The following is a 24,323-nucleotide window of genomic DNA, read 5'->3' on the forward strand; positions in this document are numbered from 1 at the left end:
CGAAGAGCCCCACCGCCGAACGGCGAGGGGCTGAGAGCGGATGTGAGAGCGGCTACCGTGCGAGCAGGTAGCGGGCGGCGAGCGCCTCCATGCGCATCGCCTGACGGCCCCCAGTGGTCTCTCCCGGCTGGGTTGCGTCACCGCGACGAGTGGGCGCGGGGCCCGGCTCGTGGCGGAAGTCGTTGAGTTCCGGGCGGTACTTCGCCCGGCGGTTGAAAGCGTCATCGCTCCCGCGCGCAGCCAGGGCGACTCCGACAGAGCGGAGACCGGCGTCGGTGTCCTCGTAGGCGGGGAAGGTGACAGCGGACACCTCGAAAAGCCGCACTTCGCGGATGATCCGCAGCTCGGCCTCGGCCTTGTCGCCGTCGACCGTCTCGACGTCGACCATCTCCCAGTCGTCCTTGACGACCTGGAACCCGAAGCTCATGCCGGTGATGTTCCGGTTGTCGAGGTTCACGATCAGGTCACCGACGTAGGAGAGCCGCTCGTCCAGGTCCGAGTTGACGGCCAGGCCGATCTGGTCCTGCGTCAGGCGCAGGCTCCCGGCCGACACGCGCGAGACGACGAGCCGGGTGTCATGGTCGACGAGGTACCGGGAGTCGCCTTCGCTCAGGGTCTTGGTGAACGCCCCGTCTGCGATCTCCTCGTAGAACCCCCAGGTCAGCGGGTTGCCGATCGCGGTCCGGCTGTTGAACACGGCGGCATGCCCGAAGAACTGGCGGGCGCCGCCCTCGGTCGCGCGCAGCGCCACATCGGCTGCGGAGAGCGTCAGGTCACGGCGCTCAGTCGTCTTCGGCATCGCTGCCCTCCTTCGTCTCCGGCATAGCCATCAGGGCCGCCGCCTGGGCGAGATGGTCGGCGGCGCGCGCCGCCCGGTCCGCGTCCGGCGGCAGGTCCGCCGGCGCCTTGACGCTCGGGTCGTAGCCCAGCGGTGCCATGTACAGCGGCTGAAGGCGCATGTCGCCCTCGGGGCCCTCGATGGGCGGCAGGTCTTCCAGCGCGAGGATGTCGTTCGCCGAGTAGGCGCCGCTGTCACGCATCGCCCGGTAGAACGTCGCCCGCGCGCTGGAGTCCCCGCGGAGCAGCCCACCGAGCTGGTACTTCGCGTACACGTTCTTGGGCAGCAACTCCTTCGTGACGCGCTGCTCTGTCGGCGTCAGCCACGTCGGAGCGAGGTCCCACGTCACGAAACCTTGCGCCTGCTGCTCCAGCCCCGTGCCCCACGACGTGCTCTTCTCCGTCGACATCAGGAGGAACGGCGGCACCCCGAACATGCGGGACACCTCGGTCACCTGGAACATGCGGGACTCCAGGAACTGGGAGTCCTTGTACGGCATCGTCACCGGGTGAAAGGACGCGCCGGAGTCGAGAACCGCCACGTCGTGCGCCGACTGTGACCCGCCGTAGCGCGCCTTCCAGCCCGCCTTCAGCGCCGCCGCCTGGTCCGGCTTCAACCGCTGCTCGGTCTGCAACACCCCAGAGATCATGTTCCCCGAGCCGTACAGCCGCCCCGCCGCACGCTCCGCAGCGATACCCAGGCCGATACCCTGCGCCGCCGCACGGATCGGCGAGCACCCCGTCACCCCGTCGTATCCCAGCGCCGGCAGATGCAGGATGTCCGCGGACGTCCGTCGCACCCTGCCGCCGTTGTCCGTCTCAACCCAGAACACCTTCCCGCTGGGGTTCTCCGGGGTCGGCTGCTCCTTGTCGACCTTCACCCGGTCCGGGCGGATCGGCCACAGCTGCACCACCGCGCCGGCCCCGTTGGTCACCTTCTGCACGTAGGCGTTGCCCCACAGCAGACGGTGTACGTACACCAGCCGCCACAGCTCGAAGCGCGTCAGCTCCGGGTGCGGATCCTCCAGCAGCGCGACCTCCGCGCGATCCTTCGTCCCCACCGTGTACGTATGCAGCGGCAGCGACGCGGACACGTTCGCCACGACGGACACCGCCCGCCACACCGCGGGCATCGTCAGGGCGCCCGTCTCCGTGACGTTGACACCCGCCTCGACCGGCGCCCCACCGCCCAGCAGCTCGGACAGAGACGACGCCGTCAGGGGCGTCGTGGGGGACTCCACCGACGCGCGCCGCTCGAACATCCCGAAGAGGCTCACGAGGTCGTCCCCTTCCGCTCAGCTTGCTTCCGCTCGACGGCCAGCACCCCGAGGGCGCCGGCCAGGACCAGCGCAGCCGGGACCGACCACATGCCCACGCCCGCCACGACGGCGAGCACGAACACGACTTCCAGCACGAACAGCGCCACGTTCACCACAGGTTCGGCGCCCCTTCCGGCTCGACGTCCGCGCGCTCTGCGTGACCCCACACGGCGAGCGTGCAACCCACCAGCGGACTGATGTCCACCGAGACGCCCCGGCGGGCCCAGCCCCACCCGTCACCGATCGGCCGCTTGTCCGCGCCCGCCAGCGCGGTAGCAAGCGGCGCCTGATCGAGGTGCACGATCGCCTGCTCGGCCACCCCGTCGAAGAACTGGCCGGCCGCCGCAGCGACCTGCCTCGTCTTCGGGATGAGCAGCAGAGCGTCCACCTCGTCCTCGCTCAGCCCTGCGTCCCGCAGCGCCTTGCGTACCGCGGGCACCAGGGACCCGGCGGGGCCGCCCTCGTCGATGACGACCGCGCACGGCTGCCACTTCGTAACGAGCTCGGCCAGCCGCTCCGGCGCCCACCCGGTGCCGGGCCGATGGTCGATGACCTCCACGTGCTTCGCGTCGCCGTTCGCTCCGGCCGCACAGATCGCCGTGTGCGAGCGCTCCGGCGTCGTGTCGAGGGCGAACGCCACCGGGTCCGCCATGCTGCTCGTACCGTCCGCCAGGGCCCGCCACACGTCCTCGTCGATGACCCGCCACGTGTCCTCCCCGTCGCTGGGGTAGTCCCCGACGCCGAGGCGCTCACGGGCGAAGATCTCGTCACTCATCGTCAGCCGCTCCCGCTCCGTGTGCTCCAGCGTCAGGCGATATCCCAGCGCCGGGTTCGCCTTGGCCACGGACAGTGGCGACAGCGGGTCGTCATGGTCGGTGCACCCGGGCGGGCACTCCCGCAGGTGAGGGTCGATCGACCACTCCATGTACGCCAGCGACGGGTCAGGCTGCCCCGACTCCACCGCAGCAAGCGCACGACGACGCAGGCGGGCCAGCTGCTGCGACGGCGAACCGATTCCCGCCGACCCGAAGTACCAGACCTGCGGGTCCTTCACCGCGGCCATGGTCGGCATCAGCGCGCCCATCGCGTCGTCACCGAGGATCATGTCCTCGTCCAGGATGTTGCAGTTCCCAGTGAACCCGCGGCCGGAGCCGCCGGAGCGGGCCAGGAACCGCAGCCGCTGCCCCGTGAGGAGCTCGATGGCCTCCTCGCCGGTCGTCCGGCGGATCGCCTTGACGCGCTTCCGCAGGCCGTCAGTGTTCGTGACCAGCGCAACGATGCGCCGGAACGCCTCAATGCTCGTCTTGAACTCATGGGCCGAGTGCAGGATCAGGCGCTCGCCGCCGACGAACAGCCCCCAGAGCTCGCGGGCTTCGATGATCCCGCCCTTGCCGTTCTGGCGAGGGACGTTCACCGCGACCTCGAACGCCGACCACGAGCCGTCAGGCCGCTCGCCCAACCCTACGTGCAGCGCGTGCTGCTGCCAGTCGTCGAGGATCAGGCCAGCGTGGGCGGCCAGCTCGATGGCCTCCTGCCCCGCTGACGACGTGTACGGCGGTGCGGTGAACACCCGAGGACGCTGAACACCGCTCTGACCTGCGGTTTTGTCAGGCGCCACGGCGCTGGGCCCGTCGATCAGCGAGGTCATCGAGGACGTCCCCCTCTGTCGCTGGCGGCGCGAGGTTGCGCAGCTTGGCCATGATGGCGGCCAGCTTGTCGGCAACCATGGCCTGTGATGTCGGAGCGTCACCGGAGCCGAGGTTGTCCAGCACCTCGGCAAGCTGGATTGCGACGGCGGACATGCCGGGAGACACCGAGGTCACTCCGAGTTTGTCAAGCTCTTCGCGGATCTTGTCAGCGATCATGACCGACCCCCGTCACGCAGTGTGATGTCACAGAGAGTGAAGCCACTATTTACCCGAGCCGTTGGATTCGCGAATTAGTGGCTCGAAAAATGGCCGCGCAAAAAACAGGGCGACAAGGGCGTTTGGGTCGCCCGGTAGTGCGCTGAAGTTTTGATCCAGCTCCTCCCGCCGGCGTGCTCGGCCGGTCGCGAGGCGTGGTCACCAGGTGCGTGATGCCTGCCTGGTCACGGGTCGTGATCCGCCCTTGCGCCGGTCCCGATACCAGCGGGTGACCACAGCCTCCATGGCTGGCTGGCGCATGTCTCGGACCCTCTGACGGACGATGTGCTCACCGGGGTCGACGGTGACGATGCGTGCGTTGAGTCGCTTGTAGTGCGCGCGAGCCTTGGCCTGCGGCATCGTGTGGATGAGATAGACGTCGACCTGATCCAGGTGGCGCTCTGCCTCGTGGATGGCTGCCTGCCTGGCCCGGTGGACTACCCGGAGTAGTGCCGGGTGGTGGTCGTGGTGGTCTGCTCCTGGGCCGGCCATGGCGAGCGCCATCAAGTCGAGGTCGATGACGATGTCGCACGCCTTGGCGTGGGCCTGGATGTAGCTGCTCTTCCCTGCGCCAGGCGGGCCGGTGACGACGATGAGCACGGCGTCACTCGTAGGGCTCGATGGTGGCCCCGTGCAGGGGGTCCTCCGGCGTGCGGTCGGCGAGCAGGTGCTCGGTGGATGTAGCGATGATGCAGGCGCCGTACTCGTCGGGGGTGTAAACGCAGACGAACCCGCCAGGGGTGAACTCGGCTCCGCTCCAGGTGCGGCCGTCAGCGAGCCGTACGAGGAATGGGATCGGGGGCGTGGGTACGGCCATGGTCACCACTTCCGTGAGGGTCAGGATGTGCTGAGGTCGACGCCGTAGCGCACGGTGTCGCCCTCGTGGATGCTGTCCACTGCGAGGGTGACGCCTTCGATCTCCACGTGGTGCAGCCCGTAGGCGCAGTGCGTGACGCCCGTCTGGGCAGTGGACTCGGTCAGGCGGTCAAGTGCGTCTGCGAGGCGTCGCAGTGCTGCCGCGTCCATGAGGCTGGCCATGGTCACCATCTCCGTGAGGCTCGGGCCTGCTTGACCGAGGTGCGGTTGCCGCGCGCTGAGTTGCATCGGCGGTGTGCGGCCCGGGCGTTGGTGGGGTCGAGGAGGTCGCCGCCGCGTGAGAGGGGCGTCTCGTGGTCGAGGGTGAACGCGAGCGGGTGCTTGCCCGCCTCGGGCCCTCGCACCTCGTAGGCGATGTTGTGGCCGCAGAGCCAGCACGGGAGGCGCTGGGCCCGCAGCCAGTCGCACAGCGCCCTGTAGCGGCGCCCGTTGCGGGGGTTGCCGGCCACGGGCGCTCACCCCCTGCTACTGGTCTTGCTCGGCGGCCTCGTCGCTCTGGTCTTGCAGCTCGTCGCGTGCGTCCTGGTTGAGGCGCACGGTGGCGTCGAGGATCGCGTCCTGGTACTCGTCGGCGGTGAGGCCGACGCAGAGGTCGGGCATGACGCGGTCGGCGGGGTCGGTGCCTGCCTTGCGTGCTGCTCCGTCGACCTCGTACAGGGCGTCGGCGCATGCCTGGGCGCTGAGCGTCGGGGTGGGGCTGGCCGCAGCCGTTGTGCTGGGTGGTGCTGGCTTGGCGTCGGTGTCGCCGCCGCAGGCGGTGAGGGTGGCGAGCAGGCCGGCCGCGATAAGTGCGGTGGTGGTGCGGGTGCGCATGGTCCCCCCATGGGTGGTGCCTGGTGAGGGGGACATCATCGGGCATGCGGTGGTTCTGTGTCTGGGCATGCCGGATCTGCGCCTGACTGTAGACGAGACGGTTCGTTTCGGCAACGTGGCCGCGCCGGGCATGGGTGAGCCCCGCCGACGGGGGTGACGGCGGGGCTCGGGTTCACGGTACTGCGCGGGTGCGACAGTCAGTGGCCGCAGCCGTCAGTCCACCAGCCGCAGGCGCTGCACCAGGTGGGGACGAGGGCGGTGATGAGGCGTCGGATCATGTCGTCACGTCCTGTCGGGCGAGGTGGATGTGGGTGTGGTTGGGCCGGTCCGGGGGCGCCGTCTTGTAGATCCACATCCCCTTCTGGCCTTCGAGAGGGGTCACGCCGATAAGGCTGTGACCAGCGCATTCACTGCAAGAGGGGCGCTCCTCCCTCGGTGGGGGAGGGGCGGACGAATCGGACATCGGACGGCGCATGGCCCACCACAGAGCGCCGGTCCCAACAGCCCACAGACCGAGAACTCCGACAGTCGACGAGACGGCCACGATGCCGCCGACGGCCCCAGTACCGAGGACGGAGAGGACCACCGCCCCGGCCGTTGCGCTGCCCCCAGGCGCCTCCTCGGGCTCCTCCTCGGGGCGTCGCTTGCGGCTCATGCGATCACCCCGTACAGGGCGCCACCGCACCAGTTCGCGGCCTGCGCGAGCGGCACCGCGGCGAACCCTGCGACGCCGGCCGAGGTGCCGAGGCAGATGCCGCACCAGGCGCCCCGCTTGATGTCCGAGCCCCAGCGGCTGCGCTTCACCGCGGCGAGCACGGCGACGGTGAGGAGGAGGACGAGGGCGGTCCCGGTCTGGGTGAGGGGCAGGTAGGCGACGGTGCCGGCGTTCTGGCCGGGCTGTGCGCCGACGCCCCAGACGAGGGCGACGTCTCCCAGCCAGCTGCTGATCCAGAGGGTGGTGTCGGCGATCCAGCCGATGATGCCGCCCACGGTGCGGATCGTGAGGACTCCGTAGGCCCACGCGGCGAGGAAGGGGAGGAGGGTGCCAGCGTGCCCGGCCGGGTTGGTGCGGAGGGTCTTCGTGCCGGGCCACCAGGCGACGACGTGGTGGACGAGGAGGGCGAGGCCGAGGGTGACGCCCCCGACGGTGACGACGTTCATGGGTTCCTCAGTGCGGGATGGCCGCGGCGAGTGCGGCGAGCGTGGTGATGACGGCGAGGGTGGCGAGGATCCTGGGCACGGCGTGGAGGACAAGGGCGCAGAGGACCAGGAGCGCGGCTACGGCGGTGACCGCGAACAGCCAGCCGAGGACGGCGGCCATCAGTCGATCGCTGCAACGTCGGCGGGGTGGAAGTGGTGGCGCCCGTTCGCGTCGCGCAACGCGGGTTGCAGCTTGCGACGGCTGACCCAGGAGCGGACGGTGCCCTGCGTCACGCCCTTGAGCTCTGCGACGTCCGCAACGGTCATGAGTTGCACCCCTGCGAGGTCCGTTGCAACGGGCGCCATGGCGTCCTCGATGACCTGTTGCAGCGTTGCGTCATCGGGGGGCGTTGCGGGTCGCTGAGCAGGGCGTTGCAGCGTTGCGGACGGCAGCGCAACGGGGGGCGTTGCAGGGAGGACAGGGAGCTGCGTTGCACCCTCGGGTACGACGTCTTGCGGCAGGCGTTGCAGCGTTGCGACGGCTGGTGCAGCAGTGGGTGCAACGGGCGGTGCGAGGCGCTCGTGGATCTGCCGCATGATCGCCCCGAACGCGAGGAGTGCAGCGGTCGGCGGGACGGCTGCAACGACGTACCGCATCGGGTCCGCGTGCGCTCCGACGCCTGCAACGTTCAGTGCGATGCTGCCGAGGCTGCCCGTTGCAGCGAGTGCGACGGCCCACCAGTCCATGCCACGGCCACGGAGCGACGCCCGGAGCATGAGGAGCTCCCCGGCGACGATGAACAGGTCAACCGTTGCGGGCCACGCCCAAGCGCGCGCCCCGTCGAGTCCGTTCTCCTCGGCAATGTCGTGAAGGTGCTCGTAGGACAGCCAGAACGCGGCGGCGGTGAGCGCGACGGTGGTGGCTGCGGCGCCGATGGCGAGGCCGGTGACCGGGCCGGGGCGGGCCATCACAGTCCCCTGGTGATGGTGAGGAGGCGAAGGGCGTAGGCGTCGGCGGTCTCGCCGGGGTGGATGCTGGGGAGGACTGCGGCGGCGCGGCGGGTGGCGTCCATGGCGACGACGACGGGGACCCCGTCGGTGAGGACGTAGGCGACACCGTCGAGGGTGGCGTTGAGCGTGTCGAGGGTGAGGGGTGCGAAAGGGTCCTCGGACTGGAGCGACGACGCCGTGGCGGTGAGGATCTGCTGGGGGAGGGACGGGTCGGCGAGGAGGTGGCGGAGCTCGGTGTCGAGGTCGGTCATCACGCGGCCACCGCCTGGCGGCCGGCGCGGGCGCGGCGCAGGGCCTCGTCGGGGTCGGGGTCGCTGTCCGTGGTCAGGACGGCGGGGGGCTGGATACGATCCATGAGGCTGTCCTCCTGGTGAGATCAGGTGGGATGGCTGGCCCCGACGGGAGGTGCGAACTCCGGTCGGGGCCGTTGTGCATCGAGTGGAGAAGGGCGGACCCTCCTCGTTGTGCAGAGACTCTACACACGGGTAGGGTCTCTACACAAGCAGTAGGCGCGCCGCCCCGGATCGAGGAGCGGGCATGGCAGAGGGCGAGGAGGTGCAACGGGTGCTGGACGCCATCGATGCACTCAGTGAGCACGGGGACGCGGCGGAGCGGGCGAAGCGCCTGACGCTGCTTCTCGATGAGCTGCCGGGCCGGCAGTCCAAGGCGCGGGAGCTACGGCAGCAGGCGGTGCGGGAGCTGCGGGACGAGGGGATGACGCTGCGCGCGATCGGCGAGCTGCTCGGCATCAGCTTCGGCCGGGTGCGCCAGATCGCGGACGGAGTGACGAACCCTCGGACGCAGAAGCGGCCGGCCGTGGAGTAGCCCCGGGCATGCGGAAGCCCCCGACCGGAATGTGGTCGGGGGCTCTGTTGTGTTCAGGAGCGCCGGTGGTCCGGATTCGAACCGGTCAGCGGCCGTTACCCGCTACGCCACGCAGACGGACTACGTGGCCCCGATCGCGCCTGTCGTTCTGATCGGGATTCCGCACCGGCGCCACCTTCAGTGTGCCTTACTGCTGGGGTGGCCCGTAGGGGCCGGGCGGTGGGGGGCTGCTGCCCGTAGTAGGGCGGCGCCTTGCTCTGTCCAGACGCCGCCGCACGTGTCGCAGTTGGCGAGCGGGCTGGTGCCGGCCCCGCCGTAGACGGTGATGGTGCCGCCACAGGGGACCACCTGGTGGATCATGCGCGGGCAGGGGCGGGAGAGTTCGGCTTCGGCGGCTCCGGTGTCGAGGGCATGCTCTATGCGCCGCCGGGCCTCGGCGGCGACGTGGGCCACGTGGCGGTACTGCTGCTCGCCCAAGGGGCGGAACGGGCCGGGGCCGCCCTGGACCCTGCCGAGGAGCCACAGGGCGGCGTAGGGCGCTGTGCGGGCCCCGGTGTACCGCCACCGGCGGGGGTCGAGCGCATCGGCTTCGGCCTGCTCGTCGCGGCGCCGCCGTTCGCCCGCCGGCCAGTGCCGGGGCGCCCGGCACATCGAGGGGCGCTGCACCACGGCCGCGGTCTGGTCGGCGAGGGCCACGAGGGCGGCTTCGACGGTGCGCATCGTCTCGTACACGCCGAGGCGGATCGGGGTGGGGCGGTCGCCGAGCTGCTGCGGGTCGCGCTCCAGGAGGCGGAGGGCTGCTGCCCGGTAGCCGCGGGCTTCGATCTCCTCGGTGTCGATGGCCTTGGCGGCGGCGAGGTAGGCGGACAGGCCGCGGCCGAAGCCGCCGACGATGCTGGGTGCGCCGAGGGCGTCGTGGAGGTCGGTCCAGGTGGTGGCGATGGTGCGGAGGTCGGCGGCTGCGGTGCTCACGTGGCTGCTCCTGGTGCTGGGTGGGACGGGGTGGTGGTGGCCGCCCGGGTGGGGTCCGGGCGGCCAGGGGTGGGGTCAGGTGGTGGCGCGCGCCTTGATGCACTTCGGGTAGGGGCAGCCGGCCACGGGCACCGTGTGGTGGAGGTCGCACATGCGGCGGGAGCAGGTGCACTGCCCGGCGGTGAGGCGGGCGACTTCGGCCTCGGCGGTCTCGGCTCGGACGGTCTCGGCATAGGCGGAGTCGAGGATGCGGGCGCATGAGGTGCACGTCGTGTGCCAGTTGATCGTGTGCTCGTATTCGGTGACCTTGGCCTCCAGTTCCCCGACCATCCCGGCGAGGGCTTCCCCTTCGGCAGGGAGGAGCACCCCGCGCCGGGCCCGGTCGAGGAGGTGGTTGAGTCGGGCTTCGACGGCGTCGGCCGGAAGGCGAGGCTGTCCAGTCATCGGGGCTGCTCCTCGATTGCGGTGATGCGGGCCAGGCGGAAGAGGCGCGGCGTGTAGGTCCCGTCGTCGTTGCGGACGGGGATCCACATGACGGTGTCGCCGAAGTAGGCGCCTGCGGTCAGCAGGCTGTGGAGCTCGGAGACACCGGTCGCGGGCATGTCGACGGTGAGCGTTTCGGGGAGGTGGGTGTCGTCGGGCTGCCATGTGAGGCGGGCGATCATCAGGGCTGCTCCTGTGGGTCGGGGTGGGCCCCGGGGTGAGGTGCGTGTTCACCCCGGGGCACGGACGAGGTGGTCACCGGGTAGCCTCATCGGCCATGGCCCGGAGGTACGCGCCGACCTTGAAGGACCGGATGCGGCGGATCGCTCCGTAGATCGCGCCGGGGTACTGGTCGGCCTGATCGTGCTCGTACTCGTCGGCGGCGCGGTGGAGGGTTTCCTCGTCGCGGCTGGTGAGGATGTGGTCGGCGATCTGGCCGAGGTTGAGGCCGGTGCCGAAGCGCGCGTCGAGGTAGTCGGTGCTGGTGTAGCCGAGGGCTTCGATGAGGATGCTGCGGGCGGTGGCCATGGGTTCCTCCTGTCGTCCCGCTGTACGCCCGGCTGCGGGCCTGTCGGGGGTGTGGTGGCTGTGGTGGATGAGGAGTGCGGCCAGCACGCCCAGGGCGGCGCACAGGGCGCCGTCCGGGGCGTACTGGGCGAACATCACGAGGCGGGGGGTTCGTAGCCGATGGCGAACGCGACCTGCTGCGCACGGTGGACGTCCATGCAGGGCCAGGTGTCGCCGTCACGGAAGCAGGTGCGCCCGTTGTCTTCCGGGCCGTGGATCAGTGCGGTGTCGACCAGCCAGAGGGCAAGCTCCCCGGACTCCCAGGTGTCGCGGGCGCGCAGCACGTTGGCAGCAGCCCGGAGTTCATCGAGAGGGCTTGTCGGGCCGATCTTGGCGGCGGGTGCGGCGTAGTCGGCTTCGAGGGTGTCGGGCTGCTGTGTCACTTCGGCTCCTCGGTGGCGCGGTCGGGGGTGGTGCGGGCGGTCTCGTAGGCGACGGCCTCGCGGTGCTGATCGATGAGGTGCTGACGGATCTGTGCGTGCTTCACGCCGGTGGTCAGGGCGTCGTACAGGGCGTGCTCGGCTTCCTTGCGCTTGGCCGTGGGCGCCTCGTCAGTGGGGCAGCCGCACCCCCAGTTGTGGGTCTCGGGGCTGGGGCAGCCCGTGGTCGGCTCCTCGGTCACGGCGGGGGCGGGCTGCTGCGCCTCGTCGGCCAGGCGGCGGAGCTCGTTCGCGGCGTTGGCCAGCTCCCGGACGGCGCGCGCTTCCTCACCGAAGTCGGAGCTGGAGAAGGCGTCAATGCCAGTGGCCCGCCGATCGAGGACTGAGGCGGCCTCGCGGAGGACTGCGACCCGGTCGGCGGGTGCGGGCAGGACGGCCAGGACCGCGTCGGCGTTGTCGCGGTAGTGCTGCTGAGCCTGGGTGCTGAGGGTGTCCCACGGGTGGCCATCGTCGGCGGCCAGCGCCTGGGCGATCCGGTCGCGGAGCCCGTCGGCCCCCGCCCCGGTGTTGAAGAGGGCGGTCGAGAGCTCTTCCCGGGCACCGAGCGCCTCCACACCGGGGTCGGTGCTGTCAGCGATCAGCGCTTCGAGGGATTCCAGGGCGCGCCGTGCAGCCGAGCGGACGCGGGCGGCGGGGTCAGGTGTGGTGGTCATGGTGTCTCCAGACGGGTGCGGTGATCGGTACGGTGGTGGGGCGCCCCCTCGGTTCGAGCGAGGGGGCGCAGCTGCGTGGTCATGCGGCGTCGTCGTCGAAGAGCGACAGGCGGCCGGCCAGGACCCGGTTGGACCACAAGACCTCGGTGCGGTCCTTCGCGGTCTTCGCGTTGCCGGTCATGGTCTGGTGATCGGCCCGGTGCCACCCGTCGTACAGCTCGTCGTAGAGCGGGCTGTCGTACCCGGAGAGGACGACGGCGGCCTTGCAGTCGGCGAGCGCGGCCGCGAGTTCCCGGTGGGAGGTCTCGTCCTTCATCTCGACCCGGTAGTTGTTGCCCCACCCGCGGGTCGTGCCCAGATACGGCGGGTCGACGTACAGCAGGACGTCCTCCTGCTGCCCGTACTTCGCGATGAGGTCGAGGGCGGGCATCGACTCCAGCGACACGCGGCGCAGGCGTTCGGCGGCAGCTGCGAGGCGGTCGACGTAGGCGGCCATGTAGTCCGGCATGCCCAGGGTCGAGCCGGCGGGGTCGATGTAGTACCGCCACCCGGTGTTGCGGAGGGTTCCGGATCGACCTTGGGCGAGGCGGCACCAGATGCGGCGGGCCAGCTCGAGGTCATCGGTGGTCGGCTCCCACGTCGCGGCGAGCTCTTCACGGCTGTGCGGGGTGAGGGCGCAGGCGCGGATCAGTTCGGCGGGCCGGTCGCGCAGGACCCGCCAGAAATGCATGAGCTCGCCGTCGAGGTCGTTGACGGTCTCCATCGCGGACGGGGTCTTGGCTAGCAGGACGGACAGGCCGCCGCAGTAGGGCTCTACGTAGTGCTGGTGCGGGGGCAGGACGGACACGATCCACGGGGCGGTGCGGCCCTTTGCGCCGAAGTACGGGACGGGGCTTTTCATGTGCTGCTCCTGATTGGTGGTGAGTTGCCCGGGGACGGGCGGGGTGGGTGGGGTGTCGAGGAGGGCGCGGGCGGTGGCCAGGGTGAGGGTCACGACTTCAATCCCTTCTGTCGTGCGAGGCGCAAGCGCTGCCGGGGCGAGCACCCGCCGCGCACCCCAAAGCGGTGCGACGCGGCAGCGGAGCCCTCTTCGGCGAGCGCCTCGGCGAGGCAGGGGCGCCGCACCGGGCAGCCCATGCAGATAGCTATGGCCGCCCGCGTCACGTCGGACTGGCCCTTCTCCGGGAAGAACAGCTCCGGATCGGTCTGGGCGCAGATGCCCTCTTCGGCGATGGTTCGGTTCACGACGCCACCGCCTGGGCCCACTGAAACGCGGCGTGCTGCTCAGCAGTCAGCTCCTGAATGTGGAGGGCGATGCGTCCGCCCTTCATGACGGGGCCGATCCGCATGTCGGGTCCGATGACCCGGGTGTGGTCGTCGTCCTCCAGCACCCCGGCGTCCACCAGCCCGTCGACCGCGGCCTTGAAGCTCGGGTAGAAGTTCGCCGGGTCGAGCCGGCGTCTGCTCCCCGGGTGGAGGACTCCGAGGATGTACGCGTGGGCGAGGACCGGGGCGTCGCCGGCCGAGACGAGCGCGGCGCGCATGCCGGGCTCCTCGGAGCACTGCGCCATGGCGGCGCCGCGGATGGCTTGGGTGAGTTCGGCGCGGACCCGGTGGTGGACGCGCTGGTTTGCGTTGAGGAGCTTCAGCCCCGGGGGAAGGGTGATTGTGAAGTTGCGGGTCACAGAAGCGTCTCCTGTACGGGTTGGGGTGGACACGTGTGGTCTTGCAGCACCGCGTGCCTGGCTGGGCCGGCACGGATGTGCGTGGCCCCGCGCCAGGTGATCCGCCGCGTACCGAGGGCGCCGATTACGAGGTGCCAGGTGAGGCGGCCATCGAGGAGGGCGAGGATCTCGCCGGTGGTGTCGATGGGCTCGACATCGGCGATCACGTCGAGGGCAGCCACCCGTCCTGCTCTTGCGGTGAGCACCGGGGCACCGCACCGGGGGCATGCTGTCTCGGTCGCGTGGTCCGCGGTGGCGGCGAGCTTCGCGGCGATGCCGGGATGCAGGTTCATCGGGTGCCGCCCGCGGGCAGTTCCGTTGCAGTGCCGTTGATGGAACTGCTGTTTTCGCAGGTCACCTGGGGTGACAGTTCCATCAGTGCCGTCAGCGCCAGTTTCTGAGCATCAACGCTCTTACCTGCGCACGGAGCTGGATAGCTCATTTCAACGGCACTGATGGAACTGATGGCACTTGACCTGGGGAAACGCTTGTTTTCAACGGCACTTTCAATGGCACTTTGATGGAACTGCAACGGAACTTTGATCATGGTCATTCGTCGTCCCACCGATCATCGGCCGCAGGAATCAGGGCGACGTTCACGTAGGAGTAGGTCCCGTTCGACCCCTTGCGGATGATGTTGAAGCGGTCCTTCAGCTCACGGCCAAGCTGGCGGGACGGCAGCGGCTCTTCACCCTCGGCACGGCACCACTTCTCGTACGCCCCGCGGAACACCTCGGTCACGGTGCGGACCTGGAGCCCGCCGCCGACGTGGCAGGCCTCTTCGAGGAACCGGGCGAGCGCGTCCTCCTCGGCCGCGTACTGCGCGGTCGCGGCCTTCACGGACTCCGGGTCGTTGAGCCCGTCGCGGAACACGGCGACCGCCCCGGCGACGACCCAGGCGAGAATGCCGGGGCCTTCCTCGGAGATGAGGAGGAGGTCGAGATCCTCGATGACCTTCTCCGGGGTGCGGACGAACGGCATGAGGCGCAGGCGTCGCCAGAACGACTTTCCGCCGGCGGAGACGCGGGGCTGGTGATTGCCCATCAGCCACAGCTTGTGCGTTGGCTCGAACGTGAAGTGGTCCTGGCGCATGAACCTTGCGGTGAGCCCGTCGCCGCCGGTGAGTTCCTTCACCTTGGCCTCGTCGAACTTCGCTTCCTGGTTGACCTCGGAGGCGATGACGAGGCGCAGCCCGTGAAGGCGGGCGATCTCCGTTTCGTGGCGCTGGGCTCCGGCCATGAGGAACGCGTTCGGTGCGGTGGCCGCGTAGTCGCCGAGGAGGCTGCGCATGACGTTGAGGAAGACGCCTTTGCCGTTGCCGCCGCCCCCGTGAAGGAAGGGCAGGATGTGCCACTTCACGCTGCCGGAGGAGGAGTAGCCGGCCATGCGCTGCACGTACTGGAGCAGCTCGTTGTCGCCGCCGAAGGTCTGCGCGAGGAAGGCGTCCCATTTCGGGGTGGGCGCGTCGGTATCCGGGGCGACCGCGGTGGACCGGGTGTGCATCTGTGTCGGGTCGGGGGCGATCATCTTCCCGGTGGTCAGGTCGACAGCGCCGAGCGGCGTGTTGAGGAGCATGCGGTGCGCGTCGAGGTCGCCGGCGTGGGCAACGATCCGCGGGTCGGTCTGGGCCATGGAGACCATGGCGGAGATCCCGGCCGCGGAGAGACTGCGGGCCCGGTGCTTCGCCTCGCCTTCCCCGTTGGGGAGTTTGCGGGCGATGGCCCGGGACATCTCCCGCACCGTCCCGGCGTCGTCCCAGGCCCAGCGGTGCCCGTCCCAGCGCAGCCACTTTCCGCGCTGCGGGACGTAGCGGATTTCCTGTTCGTGCTCGTCGACGAGGCGCAGCGCGTTCCCGTCGTCGGTGCGGGAGTAGGTGCTCGGACCTGCCTCGGCCACCGGCTCCGGTGCCAGGGCGAGTGCTGCGGTCCCGTCGACCGGGGCGGGCCTCGGGCTGGGTACTGCGGTGAGGTGGCGGACCGGTTCGGGTGGGGGCGCCCCGTAGCCCTGGCGGCGCAGCCCGGATGCGGCCGCGGAGTGATCCCCGCCGTGGTTGAGGAGCGTGTACGCACCGAACTTGGTGTAGGGCTTCTCGGCGACGAACTCGGTGCTGGTGGTGAAGACGTACAGGCGGTCGCGGTCCATGGCCCGGCCGGTGGTGGCGGACGGTTCGCGTCCGTCCTTCCCGGGGCGCTGCCAGTAGTGGGTGCCCCCGTGGACGAACATCAGCTTCCATCCGTGGGGCTGGAGGATGTCCGCCCACTCGGTGCGCTGCTCGAAGTCGTCGCCCGGGGTGAGTCCACCTTGCTCGGCCGTGCCGCCACCGCCACCGCCACCGCCACCACCGAAGAGGAAGGCGGCCGCCTCGTCAAGGGGCGCGGGCGCCGGGCCCGTGGCCACCGGGTGCACCTCGTCGACCGGGACAGTGTCGAGCATGCGGCACAGGGTGTGGAGCGTCTTGTGTTCCTCGGCGGTGATCGTCGCCATGGTCGCGGGCCCGCCGGCGAGGAGCTCATACGGCTTCCCGCTGGGGTGGACGCTGCCGTGGGACGGCGCGGTGACAACGAACCCGCCTTCGCCGCGGGTCTCGATGAGCCCACGGATGATCCGCTTGTGCGGGTGGCGGACGAGGAGGTCCCGCTCGGCGTCGGTGAGTTCGTCCTCGCGGGCCAGGCGGTTGGCGAGCTTCGTGTTCCCCGGGGCGCCGCCCTCCACCCGGTAGTGGAGGTGCAGGCCGCCGGACGGTGAGCGCTCCAGCCACCCGGTGGCGATGCGCTGCCAGACCTCGGCCATGTTGTGGCCGACGAGGATCTCCACGAGTTCGTCAAGGACGCCCTCGGCGACCGCGCGCCCTTCCAGCTCCAGCATTTCCAGCCCGCCGGAGACGGCGCCGCAGATGACGCCGATGCCGGGCGGGTTGTGGGCGAAGAAGGTGTGGAGCTGTTCCTCGGTGTGGCGTTGGGTCTGTGCCTGCTTCCAGTCGCCTGCCGGCCTCTTGCTCCCGTCGGCTCTGACAGCAACGACGGAGCAGCCGGCCGTGTGCAGCTGGAGGGCTGCGGCCAACGTGTCCGGTGTGGCGTTCAATGTCGCTCCTAGCTGTGGTGCCGTGCTCGGGGAGGGCCCGCCCGCGGGGTTGCACCGCGGGGCCTGGCGTGGTTACCGGTCGGGCCGAGTTGTGGTGGTCCGCCCGCCACCGCGACGAGGGAGAGTCAGCGGTGGCAGGCGGCGCTGGCGGGGTGTTCTAGAACGGCGGCGGGGTGGTGGCCGCGGCGGCGGTGGCCGCCTGCTGCTGGGCGACCAGGGCTGCCGTGGCCGGGTTGGCCATGGCCTGCTGGATCTGCTCCGGGGTGAGGCCCGGGATGGCCGCCGCGGGTGCGGCAGGCGCCGCGTACTGCTGCTGCGGAGCGGCGGTGCCGGGGTCCGGGGTGTTCAGTGCGACGGTGGCCGCCGGGGTGTAGCGGGCGGTGTACTGCTTCGGCGGGTTGAAGCCGCGCTGCGAGGCCTGCCCGTCGTGGGAGTAGGTGACGGCGAGGGTGCCGCCGACCTCCAGGCCGCGGGCCCCGGCGGCGCGGACCGCGTCGGCGATGGCGTTCTTCATCTGGCCCTTGACGAACAGGCGGCGCCGGCCGTCGTCCTCGTCGAGCTGCGGGTCCCGCTCGTCGGTCTGGACGGTGACGACGAGCTGCATCATCGGGTTGCCGTCGGACCAGAACTTCTTGTCGCCGGTGGAGATGTCGCGCTGCTGCTCCACGGTGGGCCGCTCGGTGATCCGGCCGCCGACGGTCGTCTGCGGGACGGGGAACTTCGCGGTGGGGGCGCCGCCGCCGCCCATCAGGAAGTCGTCGGCGCTGGGGACCTGGTACTGCTGCGTAGTCATCTGCTTCTGCTCCTGCTGGTTGTGATGAACGCCGACTGCGGTTGAGCGGCGAGTTTGTGGGGCCTGTAGGTCAGGCGATGAGCGCTTCGAGGGAGGCGCCCGCGTTGGTCTTCGGCGCCCCGGGGCAGCCCTGGCTGAGGTCCGTGCTGCCCGGCTTGAGCCAGGGGCAGAACCGGCAGTTCGGCTTCTCCGGGGTGGGGATGGCTACCCAGTTCTCCGGGTGGAGGTCGGGCTCCAGTTCCATGGCCCGGGCCCGGATGCGGTCCAGTCGGGCGAGGGCGTCAAGCGCCACACCCCGGTCGTAGGGCTCGGACCAGACGTGGACCTTCAGCTCGTGGTACCGGGCGACGAACACCACGGCGACGCGGCCCGGGGGGTGGCCGGCGTTCTCCTGGCCGAGCCCGTACAGGTGGGCTTGCACCCTGTACTTCTGGCCAGGTCCCTGCCGCCGGTACTTGTCGTGGCTGCTGGTGCCTACGAGCTTCCAGTCGTAGTTGAGCGCGGCCAGCCGGTCGTACAGGTCGGAGCTACCGCCGAGGCGCGCGGCCTCTATCGGGCTGTCCCTCACGGTGACGCGTTCCTCGATGCGGTACCGCGGGGTCCCGTCGGCCATGACCGTCTGGCGCGCTTCGAACTTCTCGGCCATCCACATGTGGAACCCGGTGCCGATGATCGCCGCGATCGGGTCCCGGTTGGTGTTTGTCTCGGGCCAGTCGAGCATCTTGTAGGAGAGCTGGCGTTCGCACGGCTCCCCGACCTCGGACGGGCCGATGGCCTTCTGCTGCGACCTGCCGGCGTTCCGGTCCGCGTCGAGGATGAACTCCCTGATCCGCTCGGCCAGTACCTGGCTGTACTCGTCGTTCCCAGTGGCGATCACAGCACCTCCCGGGTGATGAGGAGGGTGACGCCCGCCCAGAACGGGGTGACGAGGAGCAGGGACCAGGCCCAGGCGCGGGGGCTCATGCCGCCACCGGCTTCCGGGCCAGCGTCAGGAACTGCTCACCGATGTACTGCGCGTACGCCGGCGGGATTGCCTCGGCCAGTTCCTTGCGGACGTCCGTCCAGTGGATGCCCATGGCGTCCTGCCACTCGCGGACTGTGCCCTTGCCCCCGCCGTCGCCGTACACGGCGACGTACGGGCCGTCGTGGTAGACACCGTGGCGCCAGCCGCGCACGCGCCCCCGGTGCGGGATGTGCTTCGGCTGCGGCGCCTCCCAGAAGCCGAGCTCGAAGTCCCGGTGTCGGATCACCCCGAGGCCGAACATCTCCCCGCAGAGCGTGATGTCCTTGCGGATCTTCGCCTTGCCGAGAGGCTGCTCGATCACGTACGGGACGCCGATCTCCTCCAGCGCCCTGCGGGTCGGCCCCACCAAGTCGATGTGGTCACTGCCGGCACCCCACTTGCGGGACGCGTTGGTGCCCACAGTCAGTGCGCACTGGCTCTGGCACGGCGGGCTGGCGTGGATGAAGTCGAAGTCCCGCCCGTGGGCCAGCAGGCACTGGATGGCGTCGTCGAGGGTGAAGGGAAACGGGTAGCGGGGGCGGTGGACGATGTCCACCCCGCGGGCCACGTCCAGCCCGGCGAGGTTGTAGCCCCATGCCGCACCGCCGGAGCAGGAGTACAGGTCGAGTACGCGGACAGTGGTGCTCATGCGGTCCGCCTCTGGGTGGGGACGGCGCGCGGGGCGGACGCCTCGCGGATCTTCCGGGTGAGGTCCAGGCCGGCTGTCCCGTACAGGGGGATGCGGGAGGAGGCGTGCTCGTTGAGGCGCTGCTCCAGCAGTTCCCCGTCGAACTCGCTGGCCGACTCGGGGTCGGCGGCCTGGTGGAGGAGATCCCACGCGGTGGTGTCCTCGGAGTTGAGGAGCTCGTTCACGACGTCGGTGACGATGAGCGCGCGGAGCGCGGCCAGGTCGAGGACCACCCCGGTGGGGAGGGTGCGGACGTAGATCGGGATGGGCCCGGTGACGGGCTTCAGGTCATCGGACATCGGTGCCTCCGAGGGCGAGTTCGAGGAGCCAGAAGGAGAGGAACGCGAAGGCGAGGGTGAGGAGCCAGATCACGGGGCCACCTGCCAGGGGGCGCGCGCGTGGGTGCAGTCGTTGTCGACGTGCCCGCCGTGGCAGCCCTTGCGGCAGGCACCGCAGTCCGGGCACCACATGGCGTCGGTGTCGCCGCACGCCTCGCACGCCCCGGGGAGCGGCGGCAGGTCGTGGCCCGTCTCGTACGTGCGGTGAAGCGGACTGTCGTGCGGGTCCTCGGGCGAGGCGCAGCGGCAGGTGTGCGGGCAGCGGTCGCAGTCCTGACAGATCTCGTGCGGGCAGTGGCCGCAGTCGAGGCGCCGGGTCAACGGGGTGGTGCATTCGTGGGAGGTGGCGGTCTTCGGACGGTCCCGCTCGATCCGACGCGCCTGATCCGCTGATACCCGATTCGGGTTCTCGTCGTCGTGGACGAGGCGCCACCGGGAGGTCGACTGGTCCCACTCGATGTGCTCGTCCCCGAACGGACCGCTGATGTGCCCGTCCGGCTCGATCCAGAACGCAATGTCCGCGTCGGCCAGGGCGTTCAGCCCGGCAACCGCGCGCTCCCACGGGGTGCCCGCCTCCAGCTCGGCGACCCGGGCACGCAGCCGGATCAGCTCGGCAGCGGTGTCCTCGGCCGTCCCCTCGGACTCGACGACCAGGGCGCCCTTCTGCTGCGCCGGGCCACACGGCCACTGCGACACCCAGCCGTCACCCCAGCACACCTGGCACAGCCACAAGTTCGGCTGGCCAAGGCCGTCGAAGACCGGCGTGTGGAACCGGGCGGGGAGCGCGGCGCGCTGTTCGTCGGTCAGGTCGACAAGGTCCTCATACATCGGCTGGTCCGGCGGCAGGAGCAGCACCGCGCGGGCGGCGCACTGCTCGTGCTCGATCGGCTTGCCCTCCCGGGCGAGGGACCTGCACGTGCCGCACGCCTTCGGGCCTGCGTGCATCATCGGCGTGGGCGTCGTGTCCCCGGTCGGCATCGGGAACGGCCCGTGCTCGGCGACCTGCGCGGCCAACTCATCGCGGGCGTTCACGCCGCCACCTGCTCGGATGCGTCAGCCGCCGCGTACAGCACCGCCACAGCCGACTCCGTGGTCCGCCCCTCGGTGTCCCCCCAGTTGTCGACGTGCCGCTCAAGGCTGGCGATGTCCCCCCACTGCGGCCCGTCACCCAGTCGCAGCGCCAGCACGCTGATCGCCTCGTTCGCCACCAGCGACTCGGTGTGCGGGTCACCCGTTACCGCGCGCTTCACCGCAGCCACGATCGACATCGGACGCAGGAAGTGGGGGATGCACATCTCCCGGTCGAACGGGTCCGGGAGGTAGTCCCCCTGGTACAACCCGTTCGCGGCGAGGATGCGGGCCGCCGCACGAAACACGCCGGCCACAGTCGTCGGGCGCCGGTCACCGGCGGGGAAGTTCGTGGGGTCGGTAGGATTCTGTTTCACGGTGTCCTCTTCTTCTCTGTGGTTGAGGTACTGCCGAGGGGTCGCATCCGGATGTGCCGTCCGGGGCGGCCCCGTGGTGCGTGGAGAGTCAGCCGGTCGCGGCGAGCTGCTGCTCGTCCGCCGCCGCCATCCAGGCCCGGACCTTGTCGAGGTCGAAGCGCCGGCCGTGGAACTTCGTCGGCTCGACGGGGCACCCGTCCTGCACCCACTTGTTGACGGTCCAGTTGGAGACTCCGTACAGGGCCTGGAGCTGGGCGGTGGTGAGCAGGGGTGCCACGCCGACGGCGCGGAGCGTCTCGGTGCGTTCAGCGAGAGTGGCCATGGGGGGTGGACCTTTCAACTGTGTCGGTTGAAACTGTGGGCATGTCGAAGTGCTTCTGGAGCGGCTCTCCGAGTGCGGTGGTAACGAGCCACGCGGTGCGGAGCCGGCAGCTGTCGGTCGCGCTCTCGCCTCGGCCGGTCACCTTGATGACCGTGCCGAGGCTGACTCCCTGTCCGCGAATGTCGACCGCCTTGGTCTTGGCGGCGAGCTCGGCTTGGGTCAGCCCGGTCCGCTTCATTGCGTCCCGTAGTGGCTGGCCTGCGCCCTTGCGGATCAGGTTGGTCATGTGTGCCTCACGCCAGGTGGTGTCTCTGCGGCCGGTACTGCGCCGCCGTTGACACATTTCTACTGTGTCAGTGTCATTGGGTCAAGTGAGCGGCAGTGAGTTTCGGTGAGTTTCAGTGAGTTCCTAGTCGCGGTGGCCGCGAAGCGAACGTCTGTTCTACTCTGTACATATGCCACCGCCTACGGCGCGCAACGGGGAGGTCACGCGCCGCAGCGAGATTCCGCCATGCCTCTACTTTTACTTGCAAAAGTAGAAGATCCACTGCCACTCTTAGGTCCGTGGACACCCATGAGCAGCAGCCCGCCGAGGATCTCGCGCAGCTGATCGCCCGCCTCAAAGACACCTACGGTGTCAGCGACTCGGAGATCGCGCGCCGCATCGGCGTCGCCCCTGCCACCGTGAACTCCTGGGTGCACCGCAAGCGAGGCGGCACCCGCGGCCCCAACAAGGAGAAGCTGCGCGCCCTCGCTGCCGCCTTCCCCAAGTTCACCGAGGCCGAGATCTTCGCCGCCGCCGGCCGCGCCGCACCCGGCCCGCTCTCCGATGACGCACGCGTGCGGATCCTTGCCCTGATCGAGGAACTCACCGAGGATCAGCAGGAGATGACCGAGGTCCAAATTCGTGCCCTCGTCGAGCGCAACCGTTCGCGGCAGCCGTGAGTCTCAGCTAAATGGACTCCGTCACTCCCCGTGTATGACTGTTCGTCAACACGCGTAGCAGTAGTCGCATATTCCACCATCCGGGGGTACGGTCGTCCGTACGGCCGATGCCCTCCCCTCATCGACCGCAGGTTCCTGTTCCGCCTGCGTACTCCGGGGGTTCACGTGTGCGTCCGTATCGAATACTCGTCGCTCCTGCCGGCCGATCCCTGGGATCCGTCCGCCCGCGTCATCACCCTCCCCGCGTCACTGCCTGTCGGCAGCACAGCCGTCGTCGTCCGAGCTGTTCTCCGCGAACTCGCGGTCGAGCAGCCACCTGACGGTGCACGCTGTTTCTGCGGGGCGCCGGTCCGTCTGCTGCCCCGCGTACCCGAGCAGCGTAGGAGCCGAGAGGTGATGCCCCGTGGCGCGTAGAGCGACGAACAACCCCAGGCAGATCAGGAGCAAGGAGTGTGGCTGCAAGCTGTGCATCGAGGCGTACCCGCCCGGCGAGCATGGTGAGCGCAAGGGCCGCCGCGATTGCCTGGGACGGTGGCAAGCCCGGTACAGGGACGCCGACGGCCGGCAGTGCGGGCCCCGCTTCGACACGTACAAGGAAGCCGTCGCCCACCTCAACAAGGTCAAGGCGGCGCTGGACGCCGGGACGTACCAGGACCCGAAGCGCGGGTCCATCACGGTGGAGCAGTGGTACGAGATCTGGTGGCCGACCGTCGACATCAAGTCGGTGACCACCCGGAACAGGAAGCTGTCCGCGTGGACGGTCCACGTGAAGCCGAAGTGGGGCAAGCGCAAGCTGTCGTCCATCACGTGGATCCAGGTGCAGGACTGGATCACCAACGAGGTGAAGGGCCGCGCCACGCAGCTCAAGGTGCTGGAGCTATTCCGGCATATGATGCTGGCCGCGCTCCGGGACCGGCGGATCCAGCTCAACCCGGCCGCCGACATCCAGGTCACCGCGGCTACGAGCAGGCACCCGGACGAGCTGATCCCGCCCACCCGCGAGCAGTGCGCCCTCATCCGTGAGCACCTGCCCGAGTACTACCGGCCCCTCATCGTGTTCGCCGAGGAGACCGGTACCAGGTGGGGGGAGTTCACTGGCCTGAGGGCTGCGAACGTGGACCTACGGCAAGCCGTGATGAAGGTGAAGGAAGTTCTCATCGACGACCGCGGCAAGGTCCACCGCAAGGCCGCGCCCAAGAGCAAGGCCGGCTTCCGCACGGTGCCGCTCACGCCGGCCGCCGTCGAGGCGGTCGAGATGATGTGGGAGATGTGGGACCCGGCGGCCACGGAGTCACCAATCGGAGACGGCTCGGACCTCCACGAGGAGGAGCTCGTGTTCCGGGGCCCGCGCGGCGGCGCGTTGACGCGGCCCAACTTCCGGAGGTCGTGGCTCCCCGCGATCCAGGCGTCTGGCCTGGCCAGGCAGGTAACGAACCCGGAGACCGGGCGGACGGAGTGGTGGCCGAAGGTCCACGATCTGCGGCATACCTTCGCGACCCGGTTGAAGGATGCTGGCGTCCCGGAGAAGGACGTGCAGGTGGTCATGGGTCATGAGCGCGGTGGCCGAGTGACGTGGCTGTACCAGCACGCCGGGGCCGACTTGGTCGACGAGGTGCGTACGGCGCTCGTGTCAGGGCGGACGCTCCGTGCGGTGGTGTGAGGCCGCGAGGCCACAAGCGGCCACACTGGGGCCACAAAAACCCCTCACTGCTACTCACTCACGCTCACTGCTACTCACTCGCCGCCTTGATCGGCTCGTTAGCCCTGGCTCACTGGCACTCACTGGGACTCACCGATACAAGATTGACCGACGCGATATCTTACAAAGCAGATGTCGGCGGTTCGAAACCGTCCGCGCCCACCAGCCAGAACGCCCCCGCAGCGAGCCGCTGCGGGGGCGTTGACGGTAGTAAGTGACGGCAGTGCCCCCGGACCACCTTCGACCCAGGCCAGGCAGAGCCATGCAGTCGCGGCCCAGGGCGTCAAGGTCGTTCGTACAGTGGCGCGCTCCACCTCGACGCCCTGAACCACGACCGCTTCACGGAGTGTGGGTCGAAGGCGGACGGGATGGGAGCAGGGGTGAGTGGTGTGTTGGGTGAGTGGCCGGAGATGACATACGAGTCGGTAGACCAAGCACTCATTCG

Annotated in this window: 37 protein-coding genes; 3 read left to right on the plus strand and 34 right to left on the minus strand. The window is 69.9% G+C overall.

Features of this window, described 5'->3' with window-relative positions; translation table 11 throughout:
• Positions 1-52: 52 nt before the first annotated feature.
• The 14 genes from ABZ371_RS00750 to ABZ371_RS00815 all read right to left on the minus strand — a co-directional run bounded on the left by ABZ371_RS00750 (position 53) and on the right by ABZ371_RS00815 (position 8,151).
• Positions 53-799, minus strand: a complete 747-nt coding sequence (locus ABZ371_RS00750; protein ID WP_358672415.1) for an HK97 family phage prohead protease — start codon at positions 797-799, stop codon at positions 53-55.
• A complete protein-coding gene (locus ABZ371_RS00755; protein WP_358672416.1) occupies positions 783-2,114 on the minus strand; it encodes a phage portal protein in 1,332 nt (443 codons plus the stop codon). Before ABZ371_RS00755 ends, ABZ371_RS00750 begins: the two co-directional genes overlap by 17 nt.
• The gene (locus ABZ371_RS00760) at positions 2,111-2,272 is read right to left on the minus strand and encodes a hypothetical protein (protein ID WP_358672417.1); all 162 of its coding nucleotides are present in this window, start codon (positions 2,270-2,272) and stop codon (positions 2,111-2,113) included. Before ABZ371_RS00760 ends, ABZ371_RS00755 begins: the two co-directional genes overlap by 4 nt.
• Positions 2,266-3,726: a terminase gene (locus tag ABZ371_RS00765; protein WP_358672418.1), complete on the minus strand. Its 1,461-nt coding sequence runs from the start codon at positions 3,724-3,726 to the stop codon at positions 2,266-2,268. Before ABZ371_RS00765 ends, ABZ371_RS00760 begins: the two co-directional genes overlap by 7 nt.
• 37 nt (positions 3,727-3,763) lie before the next feature.
• Complete coding sequence (locus ABZ371_RS00770; RefSeq protein WP_358672419.1) at positions 3,764-4,021, minus strand: hypothetical protein; 258 nt, start codon at positions 4,019-4,021, stop codon at positions 3,764-3,766.
• A 198-nt stretch (positions 4,022-4,219) separates the two neighbouring features.
• Positions 4,220-4,660, minus strand: coding sequence for an AAA family ATPase (locus tag ABZ371_RS00775; RefSeq protein ID WP_358672420.1), 441 nt, complete (start codon positions 4,658-4,660; stop codon positions 4,220-4,222).
• A 4-nt stretch (positions 4,661-4,664) separates the two neighbouring features.
• Positions 4,665-4,877 carry a hypothetical protein gene (locus ABZ371_RS00780; RefSeq protein WP_358672421.1) on the minus strand — a complete coding sequence of 71 codons (213 nt, stop codon included), beginning with the start codon at positions 4,875-4,877 and terminating at the stop codon, positions 4,665-4,667.
• 20 nt (positions 4,878-4,897) lie between these two features.
• Positions 4,898-5,098 carry a hypothetical protein gene (locus ABZ371_RS00785; RefSeq protein ID WP_358672422.1) on the minus strand — a complete coding sequence of 67 codons (201 nt, stop codon included), beginning with the start codon at positions 5,096-5,098 and terminating at the stop codon, positions 4,898-4,900.
• 2 nt (positions 5,099-5,100) lie between these two features.
• Positions 5,101-5,385 carry an HNH endonuclease gene (locus ABZ371_RS00790; RefSeq protein ID WP_358672423.1) on the minus strand — a complete coding sequence of 95 codons (285 nt, stop codon included), beginning with the start codon at positions 5,383-5,385 and terminating at the stop codon, positions 5,101-5,103.
• Positions 5,386-5,401: 16 nt separating this feature from the next.
• A complete protein-coding gene (locus ABZ371_RS00795) occupies positions 5,402-5,749 on the minus strand; it encodes a hypothetical protein (RefSeq protein ID WP_358672424.1) in 348 nt (115 codons plus the stop codon).
• Between the two features lie 651 nt (positions 5,750-6,400).
• Positions 6,401-6,910, minus strand: coding sequence for a hypothetical protein (locus tag ABZ371_RS00800; protein ID WP_358672425.1), 510 nt, complete (start codon positions 6,908-6,910; stop codon positions 6,401-6,403).
• A 7-nt stretch (positions 6,911-6,917) separates the two neighbouring features.
• Positions 6,918-7,070, minus strand: coding sequence for a hypothetical protein (locus ABZ371_RS00805; RefSeq protein WP_358672426.1), 153 nt, complete (start codon positions 7,068-7,070; stop codon positions 6,918-6,920).
• A complete protein-coding gene (locus tag ABZ371_RS00810; RefSeq protein ID WP_358672427.1) occupies positions 7,070-7,858 on the minus strand; it encodes a DUF2637 domain-containing protein in 789 nt (262 codons plus the stop codon). Before ABZ371_RS00810 ends, ABZ371_RS00805 begins: the two co-directional genes overlap by 1 nt.
• A complete protein-coding gene (locus tag ABZ371_RS00815; RefSeq protein WP_358672428.1) occupies positions 7,858-8,151 on the minus strand; it encodes a hypothetical protein in 294 nt (97 codons plus the stop codon). The genes ABZ371_RS00810 and ABZ371_RS00815 overlap by 1 nt, the downstream gene beginning before the upstream one ends.
• Before the next feature lie 286 nt (positions 8,152-8,437).
• Here ABZ371_RS00815 and ABZ371_RS00820 point away from each other — a divergent pair, with 286 nt between their 5' ends.
• Positions 8,438-8,725, plus strand: coding sequence for a sigma factor-like helix-turn-helix DNA-binding protein (locus ABZ371_RS00820; RefSeq protein ID WP_358672429.1), 288 nt, complete (start codon positions 8,438-8,440; stop codon positions 8,723-8,725).
• Positions 8,726-8,902: 177 nt separating this feature from the next.
• On the opposite strand, the gene ABZ371_RS00825 is transcribed toward ABZ371_RS00820, so the two are convergent.
• The 20 genes from ABZ371_RS00825 to ABZ371_RS00920 all read right to left on the minus strand — a co-directional run bounded on the left by ABZ371_RS00825 (position 8,903) and on the right by ABZ371_RS00920 (position 21,520).
• Complete coding sequence (locus ABZ371_RS00825; protein WP_358672430.1) at positions 8,903-9,697, minus strand: hypothetical protein; 795 nt, start codon at positions 9,695-9,697, stop codon at positions 8,903-8,905.
• Between the two features lie 75 nt (positions 9,698-9,772).
• Positions 9,773-10,141, minus strand: a complete 369-nt coding sequence (locus tag ABZ371_RS00830) for a hypothetical protein (RefSeq protein WP_358672431.1) — start codon at positions 10,139-10,141, stop codon at positions 9,773-9,775.
• A complete protein-coding gene (locus ABZ371_RS00835) occupies positions 10,138-10,362 on the minus strand; it encodes a hypothetical protein (protein WP_358672432.1) in 225 nt (74 codons plus the stop codon). The genes ABZ371_RS00830 and ABZ371_RS00835 overlap by 4 nt, the downstream gene beginning before the upstream one ends.
• A gap of 73 nt (positions 10,363-10,435) precedes the next feature.
• On the minus strand, positions 10,436-10,846 hold the full coding sequence (locus ABZ371_RS00840) for a hypothetical protein (RefSeq protein ID WP_358672433.1): 411 nt from the start codon (positions 10,844-10,846) through the stop codon (positions 10,436-10,438).
• Positions 10,843-11,130 carry a hypothetical protein gene (locus ABZ371_RS00845; protein WP_358672434.1) on the minus strand — a complete coding sequence of 96 codons (288 nt, stop codon included), beginning with the start codon at positions 11,128-11,130 and terminating at the stop codon, positions 10,843-10,845. Before ABZ371_RS00845 ends, ABZ371_RS00840 begins: the two co-directional genes overlap by 4 nt.
• Complete coding sequence (locus ABZ371_RS00850; RefSeq protein WP_358672435.1) at positions 11,127-11,840, minus strand: hypothetical protein; 714 nt, start codon at positions 11,838-11,840, stop codon at positions 11,127-11,129. Before ABZ371_RS00850 ends, ABZ371_RS00845 begins: the two co-directional genes overlap by 4 nt.
• 79 nt (positions 11,841-11,919) lie before the next feature.
• Positions 11,920-12,834, minus strand: a complete 915-nt coding sequence (locus ABZ371_RS00855) for a DNA adenine methylase (protein WP_358672436.1) — start codon at positions 12,832-12,834, stop codon at positions 11,920-11,922.
• Positions 12,831-13,085, minus strand: a complete 255-nt coding sequence (locus ABZ371_RS00860) for a WhiB family transcriptional regulator (RefSeq protein WP_358672437.1) — start codon at positions 13,083-13,085, stop codon at positions 12,831-12,833. Before ABZ371_RS00860 ends, ABZ371_RS00855 begins: the two co-directional genes overlap by 4 nt.
• Complete coding sequence (locus ABZ371_RS00865) at positions 13,082-13,525, minus strand: hypothetical protein (protein ID WP_358672438.1); 444 nt, start codon at positions 13,523-13,525, stop codon at positions 13,082-13,084. Before ABZ371_RS00865 ends, ABZ371_RS00860 begins: the two co-directional genes overlap by 4 nt.
• The gene (locus ABZ371_RS00870; protein WP_358672439.1) at positions 13,522-13,857 is read right to left on the minus strand and encodes a hypothetical protein; all 336 of its coding nucleotides are present in this window, start codon (positions 13,855-13,857) and stop codon (positions 13,522-13,524) included. The genes ABZ371_RS00865 and ABZ371_RS00870 overlap by 4 nt, the downstream gene beginning before the upstream one ends.
• A complete protein-coding gene (locus ABZ371_RS00875) occupies positions 13,854-14,117 on the minus strand; it encodes a hypothetical protein (protein WP_358672440.1) in 264 nt (87 codons plus the stop codon). The genes ABZ371_RS00870 and ABZ371_RS00875 overlap by 4 nt, the downstream gene beginning before the upstream one ends.
• Positions 14,114-16,645 carry a phage/plasmid primase, P4 family gene (locus tag ABZ371_RS00880; protein WP_358672441.1) on the minus strand — a complete coding sequence of 844 codons (2,532 nt, stop codon included), beginning with the start codon at positions 16,643-16,645 and terminating at the stop codon, positions 14,114-14,116. Before ABZ371_RS00880 ends, ABZ371_RS00875 begins: the two co-directional genes overlap by 4 nt.
• Positions 16,646-16,802: 157 nt before the next feature.
• Positions 16,803-17,438 carry a hypothetical protein gene (locus ABZ371_RS00885; RefSeq protein WP_358672442.1) on the minus strand — a complete coding sequence of 212 codons (636 nt, stop codon included), beginning with the start codon at positions 17,436-17,438 and terminating at the stop codon, positions 16,803-16,805.
• 70 nt (positions 17,439-17,508) lie between these two features.
• A complete protein-coding gene (locus ABZ371_RS00890) occupies positions 17,509-18,315 on the minus strand; it encodes a hypothetical protein (protein ID WP_358672443.1) in 807 nt (268 codons plus the stop codon).
• 82 nt (positions 18,316-18,397) lie between these two features.
• Entirely contained in the window at positions 18,398-19,090 is a 693-nt protein-coding gene (locus tag ABZ371_RS00895; protein ID WP_358672444.1) for a DNA methylase, read from the minus strand.
• Positions 19,087-19,428: a hypothetical protein gene (locus tag ABZ371_RS00900; RefSeq protein ID WP_358672445.1), complete on the minus strand. Its 342-nt coding sequence runs from the start codon at positions 19,426-19,428 to the stop codon at positions 19,087-19,089. Before ABZ371_RS00900 ends, ABZ371_RS00895 begins: the two co-directional genes overlap by 4 nt.
• Positions 19,429-19,497: 69 nt before the next feature.
• Positions 19,498-20,499: a hypothetical protein gene (locus ABZ371_RS00905; RefSeq protein ID WP_358672446.1), complete on the minus strand. Its 1,002-nt coding sequence runs from the start codon at positions 20,497-20,499 to the stop codon at positions 19,498-19,500.
• On the minus strand, positions 20,496-20,912 hold the full coding sequence (locus ABZ371_RS00910; protein WP_358672447.1) for a hypothetical protein: 417 nt from the start codon (positions 20,910-20,912) through the stop codon (positions 20,496-20,498). Before ABZ371_RS00910 ends, ABZ371_RS00905 begins: the two co-directional genes overlap by 4 nt.
• Positions 20,913-21,000: 88 nt before the next feature.
• On the minus strand, positions 21,001-21,234 hold the full coding sequence (locus tag ABZ371_RS00915; protein WP_358672448.1) for a hypothetical protein: 234 nt from the start codon (positions 21,232-21,234) through the stop codon (positions 21,001-21,003).
• Positions 21,218-21,520 (minus strand): XRE family transcriptional regulator, encoded by a 303-nt coding sequence (locus ABZ371_RS00920; protein ID WP_358672449.1) that lies wholly within the window; start codon positions 21,518-21,520, stop codon positions 21,218-21,220. The genes ABZ371_RS00915 and ABZ371_RS00920 overlap by 17 nt, the downstream gene beginning before the upstream one ends.
• 278 nt (positions 21,521-21,798) lie before the next feature.
• Between ABZ371_RS00920 and ABZ371_RS00925 the strand changes: the two genes are divergently transcribed.
• Both ABZ371_RS00925 and ABZ371_RS00930 read left to right on the plus strand, forming a co-directional pair.
• Positions 21,799-22,179 (plus strand): helix-turn-helix transcriptional regulator, encoded by a 381-nt coding sequence (locus tag ABZ371_RS00925; RefSeq protein ID WP_358672450.1) that lies wholly within the window; start codon positions 21,799-21,801, stop codon positions 22,177-22,179.
• Between the two features lie 403 nt (positions 22,180-22,582).
• Positions 22,583-23,839 (plus strand): tyrosine-type recombinase/integrase, encoded by a 1,257-nt coding sequence (locus tag ABZ371_RS00930; RefSeq protein ID WP_358672451.1) that lies wholly within the window; start codon positions 22,583-22,585, stop codon positions 23,837-23,839.
• Positions 23,840-24,323: the final 484 nt, after the last annotated feature.

Source organism: Streptomyces sp. NPDC005899, assembly GCF_040629645.1.
Taxonomy (GTDB): domain Bacteria; phylum Actinomycetota; class Actinomycetes; order Streptomycetales; family Streptomycetaceae; genus Streptomyces.